Source organism: Salinimonas iocasae, assembly GCF_006228385.1.
Classification (GTDB): domain Bacteria; phylum Pseudomonadota; class Gammaproteobacteria; order Enterobacterales; family Alteromonadaceae; genus Alteromonas; species Alteromonas iocasae.
In genome coordinates this window covers 2,839,919-2,854,922 of sequence record NZ_CP039852.1, presented here as the reverse complement: position 1 = coordinate 2,854,922, position 15,004 = coordinate 2,839,919, and the positions used below count along the sequence as shown (strand labels likewise).

Genomic DNA, 15,004 nt, shown 5'->3' with positions numbered 1-15,004 from the left:
AATCATGGATATAAAAAAAGTCACCGTTTTTACCGGTACCCGAGCAGACTACGGATTGCTGTATTGGCTGATGAAGAACATTCAGAACGACCCCGCTCTGAAGTTACAACTGCTGGTAAGCGGTTCTCACCTGAGTGAAGAGTTTGGCAATACCTATCAACAAATTGAGAAAGACGGATTTTTTATCGATGAAAAGATTGAGATTCTACTTTCATCGAATTCAGCGTCGGCGGTAGCCAAAAGTATTGGCTTGGGTGTACTGGGCTTCACCGATGCATTAGTCAGACTCAAGCCAGATATTATCGTTATTTTGGGGGATCGCTACGAGGCACTTGCCGCCGCACAGACTGCCATGATTCTAGGCATTCCGGTACTCCACCTACACGGTGGGGAAATATCAGAAGGTGCTTATGATGACAATATCAGGCACGCGATAACAAAGCTAAGTTATCTGCACGGTGTCTCAACCGAAGAATACAGACAACGGGTCATTCAGTTGGGGGAAGCGCCGGAGCGGGTCATTAACGTGGGCGCATTGGGGCTGGATCACTTAACCAAGTCGACTCTTTTATCACCAGAAAAGCTTAGTGCATCGCTGGGCTTCGAGCTTGCCCGGCCTTACGTTGTTGTAACCTATCATCCTGTTACATCTGGCGATGAGGATCCGGAACAAACTTTCAGCGCGTTGTTGAATGCTTTGGACGACTATCCTTACTTGCAGGTGATTCTGACCTATCCGAACGCCGATAATGGGGGCAGAAAAATTATTCCACTGCTTGCAGCATATGGCGAGAAAGCGCCTGACCGTGTGCTCACTATTCCATCGCTCGGGCACATACGATATTTAAGCGCTGTAAAACATTGTTCTGCAGTGATTGGAAACTCATCAAGTGGCATTATTGAGGTGCCTTCCCTTGATGTTCCGACTGTTAATATTGGTGTTCGCCAAAAAGGACGCCTGGCAGCCAAAAGCGTTATTCATTGTGATGCAGATGAGCGTGCAATTAGTGAGGCGGTGGGGGTTGCTTTAGACAGACGCTATAAAGCTGCTGGCGAGAATATTACCAACCCCTATGGCCAGGGCGATAGTAGTGAAAACGTCCTGCAAATCATCAAACGTTTTTCCGGGCCACCATTCAAAAAATTTTTCAATCTAAAGGTAGATGACAGTGACATTGATAATTGCTGAAGCTGGCGTGAATCACAATGGTAGTGAAGATTTAGCATTTAAGCTTGTCGACGTCGCCTGTGCAGCAGGCGCTGACGTGGTCAAGTTCCAAACCTTCAAAGCGGAAAAGCTGGTTACAGCCCAGGCCAGACAAGCGGATTATCAGGTGCACAATACCCAGCGTGAGGAATCACAGTTGTCGATGTTGTCGCGCCTGGAGCTTTCTTATGAAAGTCATCACAAGCTGATGTCTTACTGCCATCAGTCTGGAATTGAGTTTTTATCAACCGCATTCGATCTGACAAGCCTTCATTTTTTAGTTAACGAGCTTGGATTGTCGCGACTTAAAATTCCTTCTGGCGAGCTGACTAATGCTCCGTTAGTTTTGGAGTACGCCCGCGCCGGTTGCCAGCTTATTCTGTCGACCGGAATGGCATCGGAAGCAGAAATTGAGGCTGCCCTTGGCGTCATTGCCTATGGGCTGACAGCCGATACCACGTCTAAACCGTCAAGACAGGCATTTGATGACGCTTATCATTCCATGGCAGGACAAAAAGCACTGAAAAACAGCGTCACCTTGCTGCACTGTACAACGGAGTATCCCGCTCCGTTTGACGAGATAAACTTAAGAGCCATGGATACGATGAAAAGTAAATTCGGGCTTGCTACCGGATATTCTGATCATAGCTCAGGTATATCTGTGCCAATTGCAGCGGTTGCCAGAGGCGCCGTGGTAATAGAAAAGCATTTTACGCTGGATAAAAATATGGACGGGCCGGATCACAAGGCGTCACTGGATCCCACTGAATTATCGCAGATGGTCAAGTCTATTCGTGAAGTAGAGCAGGCTTTGGGCTCTCACCAAAAATCTCCTACACCGTCTGAACTGAAAAACAAAGATATCGCCAGAAAAAGTGTAGTGGCTGCACGTGAGGTTCCCAAAGGAGAAGTATTCAGCGCAGCGGATCTGACAACCATGAGGCCTGGTAGCGGCGTTTCTCCTTATCAGTATTGGGAGATGCTGGGGCGACGTGCGTTGCGGCATTATCGGGCGGGGGACCTAATCGTTGAAGAATAATACGGGCCTGCCGATAATATTAATTGGAGGCGGTGGGCATGCCCGGGTTCTGGCAGATATTTTATTGCAGCAGGATAAGCAAATAGCTGCTGTGGTCAGCCCTGAACCACTAATGGAAAGTCCGCTATTTGATGGTATTAACCATCTCAGTAGCGATGAGGATGTCCGACGCTATGCGCCTGACGAGGTCTTATTGGTCAATGCTATCGGGATGCTTCCGGGCGCAGACAGCAGAAAGAAAGTTTGTGAGTATTTTCTGGCACAAGGGTATACCTTTGAATCGGTCATTGCACCGACTGCTACGGTCTCTGCTTATGCAACAATAAAACAAGGTGCACAAATAATGTCGGGCGCGATCATTCAGGCTGGTGCGGTTATTGGCGAGCAGACAATCGTTAATACCCAGGCTGTCATAGAGCACGATTGCCAAATTGGTTCACGCAATCATATTGCTCCTGGCTCGACTGTTTGTGGTGAAGTAACAACAGGTAACGACGTTTTCGTCGGCGCTGGAGCTACGATAATTAATGGCATGACCATCGGCTCGAATGCCATTATTGGCGCAGGCACATGTATAACGCGCGCCGTCGACGATGGGAAAACAGTTCGTCGCTAACTGTAGAACTTACTAGTAGACCTTACGACAAGGACCTGAATTATGTCTTATCACTGGCAAAAAACGCTGATTTCTTCTTCAGGCACGATAAAAGAAGCTATTGAGATCATAAACAGCGAGTCTTTAGGTATTGCGTTGGTGGTTAGTGAGGGCAATCGCCTCATGGGCACGATCACTGACGGTGATATCAGAAGAGGTCTTCTGCGGGAAGTATCCATAGGCGACTGCGTCCAACAGGTGATGAATGCAGCGCCAGTGACAGCACCCTACAATACGTCAAACGACAGATTATTAGAGCTTATGAAGGGAAAACGCCTGTCGTCGGTGCCGCTTGTCGATGATGAGTATAATGTTGTTGGTCTTAAAACGCTTCATGAAGCAATCCGCAAGAGAAAGTATGACAATCCTGTTTTCATCATGTCTGGTGGGTTCGGAACGCGGTTAAAGCCGCTTACCGATAGTTGCCCGAAGCCAATGCTCAAAATTGGCGATAAGCCAATTCTTGAGATCATAATGCGGCGCTTTATAAAACTTGGCTTTTACAATTTTTATATCTCTACACATTACATGGCCGAAAAAATAACGAACCACTTTGGCGATGGTGAAGAGCTGGGCGTGAATATCACCTACGTTCACGAAGAGGAGCCATTGGGGACCGGTGGGGCATTGGGTTTGTTGCCCAAAACCATATCGAATAGTCCGTTAATCATGATTAACGGTGATGTATTAACCAATGTAGATTTCAAGGTTCTGATGGATTTTCATCAGGATAATGGCGCCTTCGCCACCATGTGTGTGAAGGAATACAATTATCAGGTGCCTTTTGGTGTAATTGAGAACGAAGGCAATAAGATTGTCGGTATGACAGAAAAACCGGTTCATCACTTTTTTGTGAATGCCGGCATTTATGTAGTCTCACCTGAGATAATAGATTCCGTGCCCAAAGATACCAAAATAGATATGCCGTCATTGCTAGAGCAGTGTCTGAAGAAAGAAAACAATATTTTGATGTTTCCTATCCATGAGTACTGGATGGATGTGGGAAGAATGGATGACTTTAATCGTGCCCAGGCAGACATTAAGTATCTGGATTTAGAGTAATGTCCTTCAATGCAGTGGTGGTGGGTCTTGGAAATATCGCCAGGCGTCACCGCGCTAATATAAAAAAGATGTTTTCAGGGGCAACCGTGTACGCCCTGTCTTCAAGTGGACGCACACCCGACACGATACCGGACAACTGTGATGTGTTTTTAAGCTGCTTTGACGCTATCCCTTTTACCGATATTGATGTGGCGATTATCGCTTCGCCAGCCCCGTTTCATAAAACGCACGCGCTTGTTTTTATAGAAAAGAACATACCGACATTGATTGAAAAACCGGTTGCCACCAACGTTCATGATGTTGAAGAAATCATGAGCGCTTCCAGCAAAAATCGCACCCCGGTAGGCGTAGGCTATTGTCTGAGATTTTTACCCTCTTCTTCAATTGTCAAATCGTTTATAAGTGAGAATAGACTCGGTGATATTTATAACGTGTTTATCGAAACAGGGCAGCATTTGTCGCAATGGAGACCAGGCAAAGATTATATGCAGTCGGTTACAGCCCAAAAGGCGTTAGGCGGTGGAGCGCTGTTCGAATTAAGTCATGAATTTGATTATTGCCAGTGGATTTTCGGCGCGTTGACTATCCAGCACGCCATTGTGCGATCCTCCAGCCAATTAGGTTTGGACGTAGAAGATCAGGCGGATATTGTGGCAAGCACGCGGGCTGGTGGGATTATCAATATCCATTTAGACCTCCTGCAGCATAAGGTCACAAGAACCTGCCGGGTTATTGGAAGTGAAGGGACCCTTGAGTGGAATTTAGTTGCCAATAAGGTAATTGTTTTTGATAAGCAGGGCGAGCGAATTATTTATGAAGACGCACAGTGGGATAAAAATAACATGTACATTGATATGCTCAGTCGCTTTATATCTAATGCTGACGATGTTAACCCTGTCGCCACTTTGACAGAATCGCTCGGCGTCGTCAGGCTGATAAGTGATATAAAATCGGTTGCCAAAAATTAAATCTGCATCAGAGATCAGCTCAGATGAAAACATTTGCTTTTGTATTTGCCAGGGGCGGTTCTAAAGGACTTCCGGGAAAAAATATCAAACCATTAGCGGGCAAACCTTTGCTGGCCCACGCCATTGAGCTAGCTAAAGCGAGCAGTGTGATTGACGGGGTATTTGTGTCAACCGACGATGCGGGCATTGCTGATGTGGCACACCAACACGGCGCTATCGTGATTGAACGGCCTGACGCGCTAGCTACCGACACCAGTCCTGAATGGCTTTCATGGCGTCACGCAGTAGAATGGGTAAGTAAGCATTATGGCGCGTTTGATATTTTTGTCAGCCTTCCCGCTACCAGTCCAATCCGCCGTATCGGGGATGTGGAAGCGTCCATTGAAAGGATAAAAAATAAGGATGGCGATATTTGTATTTCCATTGCTAAAACGCATCGCAATCCTTTTTTTAATGTCGTGAAATTGCGAGAGGATGGTTTGGTGGAGCTAATGAATACGCCTGATGAGATTATCACGCGCAGACAGGATGCACCGCAGGCTTTTGATATTGTTACCTCGTTTTACACAACTACGCCCGATTATATTCTGACCCAGTCAGGTATATTTCAGGGCAGGGTATCGCATGTTGAGATTCCTAAAAGCCATGCGGTCGATATCGATGACATCTATGATTTTAAGTTAGCTGAAATAATGATTGAGGAAGTAGGTTTTGAATGCGCTGCTAAAAAATAAAAACATTTTGGTAACTGGCGCAGCGGGGCTGTTAGGGGCTCAGCTGTGCCAGGCAATTCTGGGGCAGGGCGGCAAAGTCATTGCGGCAGATTTAACGTTTGATAAAAATGACTTTTTTTCTCAGAAAAACCAGGCTGAATATAACGGCAGACTAGAAACGGTAAAGACGGACGTGACTCAGCCTCATGAGGTTGAGGCATTGTTTGGACAGATTGATAGTATTGATGGTGCCGTAAATTGTAGTTACCCGCGAAATAAGTCCTACGGCCAGCATTTCTTCGATGTAACAATGGAAAGTTTCAACGATAATTTAGCGCAAAATCTGGGTAGCGCCTTTTTGTTCATGCAGCAAAGTGCGAAATACTTTAAAAAAAGTATGCAGCCGTTCTCGCTGGTTAATATTTCTTCGATTTACGGGGTTGTAGCCCCCAAATTTGAGGTATATGAAAATACGCAAATGACGATGCCCGTTGAGTATGCGGCGATTAAAGCTGCCCTTCAGCATCTGAGTCGTTATGCAGCCGCTTATGTGAATGACAGTAAGTTCAGGGTGAACTGTATCTGTCCGGGGGGCATTTTTGACAATCAGTCACAAAGTTTCTTAACTGCCTACAAACAGCAAACAAACGGTAAAGGAATGCTGGATGTAAACGACGTGACCGGCTCTATCATATTTTTGCTATCGGACTTGTCATCGTACGTAACCGGGCAAAACATTGTGGTTGATGACGGTTTTTGTTTATAACGTCAGGTCTTACATTTCATACTTACGTATTTATATTGCCTGCAGAAATTTTGTCTGTTTACTATACTGTGAACAAAAAGCGGAGGCGATATGACAGGCATAACAGATTCTACGTTCGGTCTGGGCGTTCCGAAGCAAGTACAGGAAAACAATCAGGTTCAGGAGAAAAAGACTGACCTGATGGAAAAGCTGGCAAGTGGCAAACAGGTCAATAGTGCAGCAGATGGCGCCGCCGCACAGCAAATTATCGACCGTCTCACCTCCCAGGTTGAAGGTAACCGACAGGCTGTAAGTAATGTTTATGACGGGATTTCTTTAGCTCAGGTTGCTGAGGGTGGCCTTGACGGCATCAATAACGATGTTTCGCGCATTCGGGAGTTAACCCTGCAAGCAGGTAACGGCAGTCTCAATGATGCCGACAAGCGCGCCATTCAGTCAGAAATCTCCGCCTTACAGAAAAATATCAGTCAAACTGCCGAGCAGACTACATTCGGTGGGAAGCCTCTGTTGAGTGAACAGGGCGCATTGAGTTTTCAGGTTGGCGCCAATGCCGGTGAGAATGTCGATGTACAAACCAACGACGTGGTAAATGATATTGCGTCAGTGTTGAATGTTGATGTGACCACCGGCAGTGTGAATGATGCCCTGGCGGCAACCGATGCTGCGCTTGAAACCGTCGGCGCCTATCGTGCTGAGTTAGGAGCAACACAAAATCAGTTAGCCAGTACGGCCAGAAATCTGACACAGGCCGATGTAAATTCCTCGGCGGCACAAAGCCGTATTGCTGACCTGGATTATGCCCAGGCGTCATCACAGCAAGCTGCACTGGATGTACAGGGCCAGGCCGCGATGTCTGTTCAGTCGATGGCAACTCAGCAGGAAGGACAGGTGTTAGCGCTGTTAAGTTAAGACAATGTGTCGTATCCTATAAATAAGCAGGCTCGCCTGCTTTTTTTCTGACCAATTTTACGCGATCAGTTGTTGCGCTAACTGTGATTACCGCTACAATCATGCAGATGCGCTAGACTGTTAATAATAAAATCGCATCTTCCGGGGATTTAATGAAGGATATTCTGCTCGTTAGTGATAACGGCGATCTTATTCATAAGCTTGAAACCATTGTTTCGTTTATTGGTGAGCCTTGCTCAAGCTGCTCTTACAAAAGCAGTGCTGAGTACCTTAAGACTCATTCGGTAGATGCTGTTCTGGTAGATTTTTCCGTGTCTACCGCACAGGAACTGATTCTTCAGTTTCCACATATTCCGTTTGTTGCCGTGGTTGCAGAGGATGGCGTAGTCAATCCTGAGCGAAATCTTGTCGGTGCATGCACGCTGCCAATGACCTATCCGGTATTGACACAAGCAATACACCGCTGCCAGGAATACAGCCGTCGCCGCCCCGGTTCAACAAAGCCTTCAGGCGTAAAAACCCGCTTATTCCGTTCCCTGGTAGGCCGTAGTGAGGAAATCCAAACCGTTCGTCGTCTGGTCGAGCAGGTTGCTCCCACCGATGCAACGGTATTGATTCTTGGCGAATCCGGTACGGGTAAAGAGGTTGTCGCGCGTAATGTACATTTCTTTTCTGAACGTAAAGATGGTCCTTTCATACCGGTAAACTGTGGTGCTATTCCCGGTGAGCTGCTGGAAAGTGAGCTGTTTGGTCATGAAAAGGGTGCTTTCACGGGGGCCATCAGTGCCCGTAAAGGTCGTTTTGAGCTTGCTGAAAGTGGCACGCTGTTTTTGGATGAAATTGGCGATATGCCCATGCAGATGCAGGTAAAACTACTGCGGGTTCTGCAGGAACGCACCTTCGAAAGAGTGGGTGGCAGTACACCCATCCAATGCAATGTACGCATTGTCGCGGCGACCCACCGCAATCTTGAAACCATGATTCAGGAAAATAAGTTCCGCGAAGATTTGTTTTACCGCCTTAATGTATTTCCTATTGATAGTCCGGCGCTGCGTGAACGACGCGAAGATATTCCGTTGTTATTGCAGGAATTAATCAGCCGCATCAAGGGCGACGGCGTTGAAGGCGTGAAGTTTACTGAAATGGCGATAGCCTCCTTAATGGAGCATTCCTGGGACGGAAATGTCAGGGAACTGTCGAATCTTGTTGAGCGCTTAAGCATTTTGTATCCCGGTCAGATTGTAGACATTCAGGATCTGCCACCCAAATACCAGTACGGCGAAGTGCAGGCGTATCAGCCTGAATATCCCGAAGAACTCCTAGAGCGTGATGCGTTCAATGCGTTATTTGCTGAGTCTGCTGCTCAGGAAGACACACCAGAAGCTGCCCCGGAGCAAAGCGATGAACCCGAGTCGTATCGTTCTGATTTGCCTGAGGATGGGGTGAACCTCAAAGAGTACCTGTCTGAACTTGAAATCAACCTGATTATTCAGGCTTTAGAACAGCAGGACTGGGTTGTTGCACGTGCTGCAGATAAACTAGGTATGCGCAGAACAACGCTGGTCGAAAAAATGCGAAAGTATAACATTCAGCGTGATGAAACCCTCTCGTCAGATAATTGACATTCAACAGCACGCTTATCCCCATTCTAATCCATTGAAAACAAAGGCTTAAATTTTGGCCTGAAAACTGCTAGTTACTAGTCATTCGTAGTTACGTCTGCTTTTTGACGAGGTCGGTATGACATATGACAGCGGTCATTTTTCAATGCAACATGATTCCCCTTATGCCAATGACATTTGTGATGCGCATTTTTCTGCGTCGTCTGCCGATGAGCAGTTTTCTGATTCTGCAGAGGTAACTGCGCTGCGTCAGCAGGCCGACCGTTTATCGCACCTGCTTCAGGTAATGCCGGCTGGCGTCATCGTATTAGACGGTTATGGCATTGTCAGACAAGCCAACAGTCAGGCGATAGATTTATTAGGCGAGCCGCTTGAAGGCGAGTTGTGGCGAACTATTATTGCCCGTTCGTTCAAGCCGCGCGCGGATGATGGTCACGAGGTATCTTTAATAGATGGCCGTCGTGTGAAGTTATCCATAACACCATTACAAAACGAACCAGGTCAGCTGATTGTTCTGACCGACCTGACCGAAACCCGTCAGCTTCAGGCCCGCGTCAGCCACATGCAGCGGCTGTCAGCGCTGGGTAAAATGGTTGCCTCGCTGGCTCATCAAATCAGAACCCCACTTTCGGCTGCAATGCTTTACGCGGCTAACCTGACTCGTTCAGATCTTGGTCAGGATGCTACCTCCGGATTTGCTCATAAGCTCACAGCACGTTTGCAGGAACTGGAAAGCCAGGTTAATGACATGCTGTTGTTCGCCAAGTCTGGTGAGGATCAGGTTGTCAGTAATCTGACGTTGGCAGATTTGAAAATGGCAATCGCGCCAAATGCCATTACGCTGGCTGACCAGGCGCAGTTATCAGTGGTCTTTGAAGGATTTGAGCAGGATGCAGCATTGGTCGGTAATTTGACTGCATTGCAGGGCGCTGTGCTCAACCTTGTTCATAATGCCTGTCAGGTCAGTGAACCGGGCACCAGAGTGACTGTAAAAGCCAGCATGGCTGAAAGCCTTCTTTCGATTGAAGTGGCCGACTGTGGCCCGGGTGTCAGTGACTCAGTAAAAGATAAAATATTTGAGCCCTTTTTTACTACCAAAACACATGGTACGGGATTGGGGCTGGCAGTGGTTAAATCTGTCGTGAATGCGCATAAAGGCCAGTTCGCGGTGGCAAATAAAGCCGGTTCTGGGGCGGTGTTTACCATGTCGTTTCCGGCACATGCCACACAACATGTGGCTCCCACGACACATTCTGATGGAGAACTTGTATGAGTGATACCACCATTCTAATCGTAGAAGACGATGCCGGCCTGCGCGAGGCGTTAATCGATACGCTGTCGCTGGGTTGCTACCGTGTGGTTTCTGCACAAAGTGCTGAAGAAGCATTGGTATGTCTGGGCCAGTATACTGTCGACTTAGTTGTCAGTGATATTCAGATGGCCAAGATGAGCGGGCTGGTATTGCTCAAAAATATCAAGTCGCGCTTTCCGCAAATGCCCGTATTGTTGATGACGGCGTATGCCACAATAGATGATGCGGTCCAGGCAATGCGAGATGGTGCAACCGATTATCTGTCAAAGCCCTTCGCGCCTGAAGTGCTGTTAAATCTTGTCGAGCGCTATGCGCCCGCGCGCAAAGTTGAATCGACCACACCAATAGTGGCAGATCCTTCCAGTGTTCAGCTACTCGAGTTATCACGCAAAGTGGCCCGCTCCGATGCCACGGTGATGGTACTGGGACCGAGTGGCTCCGGCAAAGAAGTGCTCTCACGTTATATTCACGATCAGTCTACCCGTAGTCAGGCGCCGTTTGTTGCTATTAACTGTGCGGCCATTCCTGAAAATATGCTTGAAGCCACGCTGTTTGGCTATGAAAAGGGCGCATTTACTGGTGCTGTTCAGGCTTGCCCCGGTAAATTCGAACAAGCGCAGGGCGGTACATTACTGCTGGACGAAATTACGGAAATGGATTTGGCATTACAGGCTAAATTACTTCGGGTTCTGCAGGAGAAAGAAGTTGAACGTCTGGGTGGACGAAAAACGGTACAACTGGATGTGCGAGTCATTGCTACCAGCAACCGCGACCTGAGAGAAGCGGTCGATGCCGGTAAGTTTCGCGAGGATCTGTTCTATCGGTTAAACGTATTTCCGATTACCTGGCAGCCATTAGCAGCCAGACCCGGAGACATAGTGCCATTAGCTGAACATCTTATTAGCCGCCACGCATCAGCACAGGGTATGAGAAATATTACCCTGAACGCGGCGGCCAGAAATAAACTGACCCAGTATGAATGGCCCGGCAACGTCCGTGAGCTGGAGAATGTTGTTCAGCGGGCACTGATATTATGTAACGGTGATTGTATTGATGCCGGCGACCTGATGATCGATATGGCGGCGACACTTGCCAGTCACAGTTATTCCCAGCCTGCCGCTGAAGAAGATCCCAGCCGTCTCGGCTCAGAGCTGCGCCAGCAGGAACACCAGATAATTCTGGATACGCTTGAGGCATGTAACGGCAAACGTAAGGATGTCGCTGAGAAGCTGGGTATTAGTCCCCGAACCTTACGTTACAAACTGGCGCGTATGCGCGAGGACGGTATAGAACTACCGGCCTGATAGATTCAGGGTACCGGCGTAACTGGTTCCTGATTATCCGGTCCACCATCGCGCTGGCTGACTATTGCTGTATCAGCTGGCGTGAACAACATTGCCGGTTTAATTAACTGCTGCCTGCATCTGCCGGGCTTCTTGCACTTTTTCTTGTGCTTCCCCTTCGTTATATACCATGCCAGAGCCTGTCATTTTTTTGGCTTTTCTTTTCTAACTCATTGAATTTTAATTTATTTTAAAGTTGGCCTGCTAGTTGCTTTTACTCTTCCATAGAGCGATGTCAGACAGAAATCTGACAACAAGTCATTAAGCGGAGAGTTGCAATGGACATTAAAGGAAACAGCCTGTACCAGGAAATGCAAGCGATGATCGGACAGACACGCCTGCAGTCGACTGAAATGCCCCAGCCGCAGCAAGTCCAGGAAGCCGCAGGCTCGGCCAGCGAATTTTCTACCATGCTTAAAGGCGCACTGGAAGGTGTTAACGACATGCAGATGCAGTCAAAAGATTTACAGCGGGCTTTTGAGATGGGTGATAAATCAGTAAGTCTGGCAGACGTCATGGTGTCAAAAGAGAAAGCCGGTATTGCGTTTGAGGCAACCGTGCAGGTACGCAACAAAGTGCTTGAAGCATACAAGCAAGTTATGAACATGCCGGTGTAGGTGAGGAATTACTCAGATGGCTGAAACAGGAACCAACCTAACTGTCGCTGATTCTGATGCGATGAATGCATCAACAGAGGCTGAAAATAAATCTGGCTTCATGGACACGCTGGGTAGCGCTGACATGATGCGGCAGATGGCGCTGGTCATCGTTCTGGTCATCTGTGTGGCAATTGCTGTGTTCATTATGATTTGGGCGCAGGAACCGGACTACCGTCCTTTGGCCAAAATGCCTACCGAAGAGTTGATCGAAACGCTTGATTATTTAGACGCAAATCAGATTGAGTACAAGCTGGAAGGCAACACGGTTTATGTACGAAATGATGAGTTCCAGAATGTCCGCCTGGGCATGACCCGTCAGGGGCTGACGCAGTCTACTGATGCCGGTGCAGATATCATCATGCAGGATATGGGCTTTGGCGTAAGCCAACGGGTAGAGTCAGAGCGTTTGAAGCATGCCCGCGAAATGCAGATTGCCTCAACCATCGAAGACATGTCCAGCATTCAGAAGGCACGTGTGCTGCTGGCAATGCCAAAAGAAAATGTTTTTGCCCGTCGCGAGAAAAAAGCCAGCGCAACTATCGTGTTAACGGCGCGCCGGGGCAAAGCGATTACCGGTGAAGAAGTTGATGCCGTAGTGGATATCGTGGCCTCAGCAGTGCAGATGATGGACCCGGAAAATGTCACGGTAACTGACAGTAACGGTCGTTTGTTGAACTCCGGCTCACAGGACTCAATGAGCGCACGAGCGCGTAAAGAATACGAAATTGAACGTCAGCGCGAGCAGGAGTATCTCGAGAAAATTGATGCGATTTTGATTCCTGTACTTGGAATCGGCAACTATACCGCTCAGGTTGATGTGTCTATGGATTTCACCGCCATGGAACAAACTCAGCGCAGCTACAACCCCGATTTGCCCGCTGTGCGCAGCGAAATGGTTATTGAACAAAACACGGTGGGTGGTGCAAACGGCGGTATCCCTGGTGCACTGACCAATCAGCCACCACTGGCGTCAAATATCCCTGAAGATGCCACCGGTCAGGGAGGCAATGCAGCGCCGATTCCTGGCAGCAACAGCAAAGAAGAAACCCGGAACTATGAGCTGGATACCACTATCAGCCACACCAAAAAGCAAACCGGTGTCATTCGTCGTCTGAGTGTCTCTGTAGCGGTGGACTATGCGCACAGTACCGCCGAAGACGGCAGCGCGACCTCTGCGCCCAGAAAGCAGGATGATTTACTGAACATCCGCCGTTTACTTCAGGGCGGCCTGGGCTTTGATGTCACCCGTGGTGACTCGTTAGAAGTAGTGAGCGTACCGTTTACCCGAATGGATAGTGGTGTGGTAGAGGAACTGCCATTTTGGGAAGATCCGAAGTTCTTACCTATACTGAAGCTGGTAACCGGCGCACTGGTCATCATTGTTCTGATTATCTTTGTCATCCGTCCGATGCTACGCCGTCTGATTAACCCCGACACGGCCAACGACTCTGATGATTATGATGCTGACGAAGGGTTGGATTTGGGTGACGAAACCATCAGTATGCTCAGCTCAGACTTTGATGAGGGGCAGGTTGGATTTGCATCAGATGGTTCCCTGATGCTGCCGGATCTGCATAAAGATGAAGATGTATTAAAAGCGGTGCGGGCATTGGTTGCCAATGAGCCTGAGCTGTCAGCTCAGGTCGTCAAAGGCTGGCTGATGCAGGATGAGTAGTAGGAGCGTCTGACGATGGCTGAAGAACTGGCAACAAATAATGAAGAGAGCGGCTACGACGTTGGTAAGCTTGAGGGTGTTGAAAAAGCCGCCATCCTGCTGCTGAGTCTGTCGGAAGAAGACGCCGCGCAGATCCTGAAGCACCTTGAGCCTAAGCAGGTTCAGAAGCTGGGTGCGGAGATGGCTAAAGTCGATGATATGACACAGGCCAAAATCACCTCTGTCCATAAGCATTTTATCGAAGAGATACAGAATTACAGCACGATTGGCTTCCAGAGCCAGGACTTTGTGAAGCGCGCACTGACCGCAGCGTTAGGTGAAGACAAAGCAGCGAATCTTATCGATCAGATTCTGCTGGGTAACGGCGCTAAAGGTCTGGATTCTCTTAAATGGATGGATTCTAAACAGGTGGCGTCAATTATTCGTAACGAGCACCCGCAGATTCAGACCATTGTTTTATCGTATCTTGAGCCTGAGCAAAGCGCCGAGATTCTGGCGCAGTTCCCGGAAAAAGTACGTCTGGATCTGTTGATGCGTATTGCCAACCTTGAAGAAGTTCAGCCTGCCGCCTTGCAAGAACTGAACGAAATCATGGAGAAACAGTTTGCTGGTCAGGCTGGTACGCAGGCAGCCAAGATGGGCGGCCTGAAATCTGCTGCAGATATCATGAACTATCTTGATACGGCTATCGAAGGTCAGTTGATGGACGCAATCCGTGAGCAGGATGAAGAGATGAGTCAGCAGATTCAAGATCTGATGTTTGTTTTTGATAACCTGGTCGATGTGGATGACAAAGGCATTCAGGCTATTCTGCGCGAAGTCCAACAGGATGCGCTGCTTAAAGCGATTAAAGGTGCGGACGACGAGCTTAAGGACAAGATTACCCGCAACATGTCTAAACGTGCGGCTGAAATGCTTACTGATGATTTGGAGGCCATGGGGCCAGTCCGGGTATCAGAAGTGGAAACTGCACAAAAAGAGATTCTTTCTGTGGCCAGACGTCTTGCTGATTCGGGCGAAATCATGCTTGGCGGCGGTGGCGGCGAAGAATTCCTGTAACCTTTTTCGGTAGAC

At 48.2% G+C, this 15,004-nt stretch carries 14 protein-coding genes; all 14 read left to right on the top strand.

All coding sequences use genetic code 11. The annotated features are described in order from the left end of the window. Positions 1-4 precede the first annotated feature (4 nt). Entirely contained in the window at positions 5-1,189 is a 1,185-nt protein-coding gene (neuC, locus tag FBQ74_RS12670; protein WP_139757012.1) for a UDP-N-acetylglucosamine 2-epimerase, read from the top strand. Beyond that, positions 1,170-2,246: an N-acetylneuraminate synthase gene (gene neuB, locus FBQ74_RS12665; RefSeq protein ID WP_269750696.1), complete on the top strand. Its 1,077-nt coding sequence runs from the start codon at positions 1,170-1,172 to the stop codon at positions 2,244-2,246. Before neuC ends, neuB begins: the two co-directional genes overlap by 20 nt. Beyond that, positions 2,236-2,862, top strand: coding sequence for an acetyltransferase (locus tag FBQ74_RS12660; RefSeq protein ID WP_139757010.1), 627 nt, complete (start codon positions 2,236-2,238; stop codon positions 2,860-2,862). Before neuB ends, FBQ74_RS12660 begins: the two co-directional genes overlap by 11 nt. Before the next feature lie 42 nt (positions 2,863-2,904). Further along, a complete protein-coding gene (locus FBQ74_RS12655) occupies positions 2,905-3,963 on the top strand; it encodes a nucleotidyltransferase family protein (RefSeq protein ID WP_139757009.1) in 1,059 nt (352 codons plus the stop codon). Beyond that, positions 3,963-4,931 (top strand): Gfo/Idh/MocA family protein, encoded by a 969-nt coding sequence (locus tag FBQ74_RS12650; RefSeq protein ID WP_139757008.1) that lies wholly within the window; start codon positions 3,963-3,965, stop codon positions 4,929-4,931. Before FBQ74_RS12655 ends, FBQ74_RS12650 begins: the two co-directional genes overlap by 1 nt. Positions 4,932-4,954: 23 nt before the next feature. Continuing rightward, positions 4,955-5,665 (top strand): acylneuraminate cytidylyltransferase family protein, encoded by a 711-nt coding sequence (locus FBQ74_RS12645; protein WP_139757007.1) that lies wholly within the window; start codon positions 4,955-4,957, stop codon positions 5,663-5,665. Next, a complete protein-coding gene (locus FBQ74_RS12640) occupies positions 5,643-6,410 on the top strand; it encodes an oxidoreductase (RefSeq protein ID WP_139757006.1) in 768 nt (255 codons plus the stop codon). The genes FBQ74_RS12645 and FBQ74_RS12640 overlap by 23 nt, the downstream gene beginning before the upstream one ends. Before the next feature lie 90 nt (positions 6,411-6,500). Next, complete coding sequence (locus FBQ74_RS12635; RefSeq protein ID WP_139757005.1) at positions 6,501-7,319, top strand: flagellin; 819 nt, start codon at positions 6,501-6,503, stop codon at positions 7,317-7,319. A 152-nt stretch (positions 7,320-7,471) separates the two neighbouring features. Next, positions 7,472-8,941 carry a sigma-54 dependent transcriptional regulator gene (locus tag FBQ74_RS12630; protein ID WP_139757004.1) on the top strand — a complete coding sequence of 490 codons (1,470 nt, stop codon included), beginning with the start codon at positions 7,472-7,474 and terminating at the stop codon, positions 8,939-8,941. A 118-nt stretch (positions 8,942-9,059) separates the two neighbouring features. Next, the gene (locus FBQ74_RS12625; protein WP_139757003.1) at positions 9,060-10,214 is read left to right on the top strand and encodes a sensor histidine kinase; all 1,155 of its coding nucleotides are present in this window, start codon (positions 9,060-9,062) and stop codon (positions 10,212-10,214) included. Further along, positions 10,211-11,557, top strand: coding sequence for a sigma-54-dependent transcriptional regulator (locus FBQ74_RS12620; RefSeq protein WP_139757002.1), 1,347 nt, complete (start codon positions 10,211-10,213; stop codon positions 11,555-11,557). Before FBQ74_RS12625 ends, FBQ74_RS12620 begins: the two co-directional genes overlap by 4 nt. 317 nt (positions 11,558-11,874) lie before the next feature. Beyond that, positions 11,875-12,213 (top strand): flagellar hook-basal body complex protein FliE, encoded by a 339-nt coding sequence (fliE, locus tag FBQ74_RS12615; protein ID WP_139757001.1) that lies wholly within the window; start codon positions 11,875-11,877, stop codon positions 12,211-12,213. Positions 12,214-12,229: 16 nt separating this feature from the next. Next, the gene (fliF, locus tag FBQ74_RS12610) at positions 12,230-13,930 is read left to right on the top strand and encodes a flagellar basal-body MS-ring/collar protein FliF (protein ID WP_139757000.1); all 1,701 of its coding nucleotides are present in this window, start codon (positions 12,230-12,232) and stop codon (positions 13,928-13,930) included. 15 nt (positions 13,931-13,945) lie between these two features. Then, a complete protein-coding gene (fliG, locus tag FBQ74_RS12605; protein ID WP_139756999.1) occupies positions 13,946-14,989 on the top strand; it encodes a flagellar motor switch protein FliG in 1,044 nt (347 codons plus the stop codon). Positions 14,990-15,004: the final 15 nt, after the last annotated feature.

Excerpts from the sequence above, each read along its gene's own strand:
- neuC (WP_139757012.1), top strand. The coding sequence starts at position 5 with ATGGATATAAAAAAAGTCACCGTTTTTACCGGTACCCGAGCAGACTAC.
- FBQ74_RS12655 (WP_139757009.1), top strand. The coding sequence starts at position 2,905 with ATGTCTTATCACTGGCAAAAAACGCTGATTTCTTCTTCAGGCACGATA.
- FBQ74_RS12650 (WP_139757008.1), top strand. The coding sequence starts at position 3,963 with ATGTCCTTCAATGCAGTGGTGGTGGGTCTTGGAAATATCGCCAGGCGT.
- FBQ74_RS12645 (WP_139757007.1), top strand. The coding sequence starts at position 4,955 with ATGAAAACATTTGCTTTTGTATTTGCCAGGGGCGGTTCTAAAGGACTT.
- FBQ74_RS12635 (WP_139757005.1), top strand. The coding sequence starts at position 6,501 with ATGACAGGCATAACAGATTCTACGTTCGGTCTGGGCGTTCCGAAGCAA.
- FBQ74_RS12630 (WP_139757004.1), top strand. The coding sequence starts at position 7,472 with ATGAAGGATATTCTGCTCGTTAGTGATAACGGCGATCTTATTCATAAG.
- FBQ74_RS12625 (WP_139757003.1), top strand. The coding sequence starts at position 9,060 with ATGACATATGACAGCGGTCATTTTTCAATGCAACATGATTCCCCTTAT.
- FBQ74_RS12620 (WP_139757002.1), top strand. The coding sequence starts at position 10,211 with ATGAGTGATACCACCATTCTAATCGTAGAAGACGATGCCGGCCTGCGC.
- fliE (WP_139757001.1), top strand. The coding sequence starts at position 11,875 with ATGGACATTAAAGGAAACAGCCTGTACCAGGAAATGCAAGCGATGATC.
- fliF (WP_139757000.1), top strand. The coding sequence starts at position 12,230 with ATGGCTGAAACAGGAACCAACCTAACTGTCGCTGATTCTGATGCGATG.
- fliG (WP_139756999.1), top strand. The coding sequence starts at position 13,946 with ATGGCTGAAGAACTGGCAACAAATAATGAAGAGAGCGGCTACGACGTT.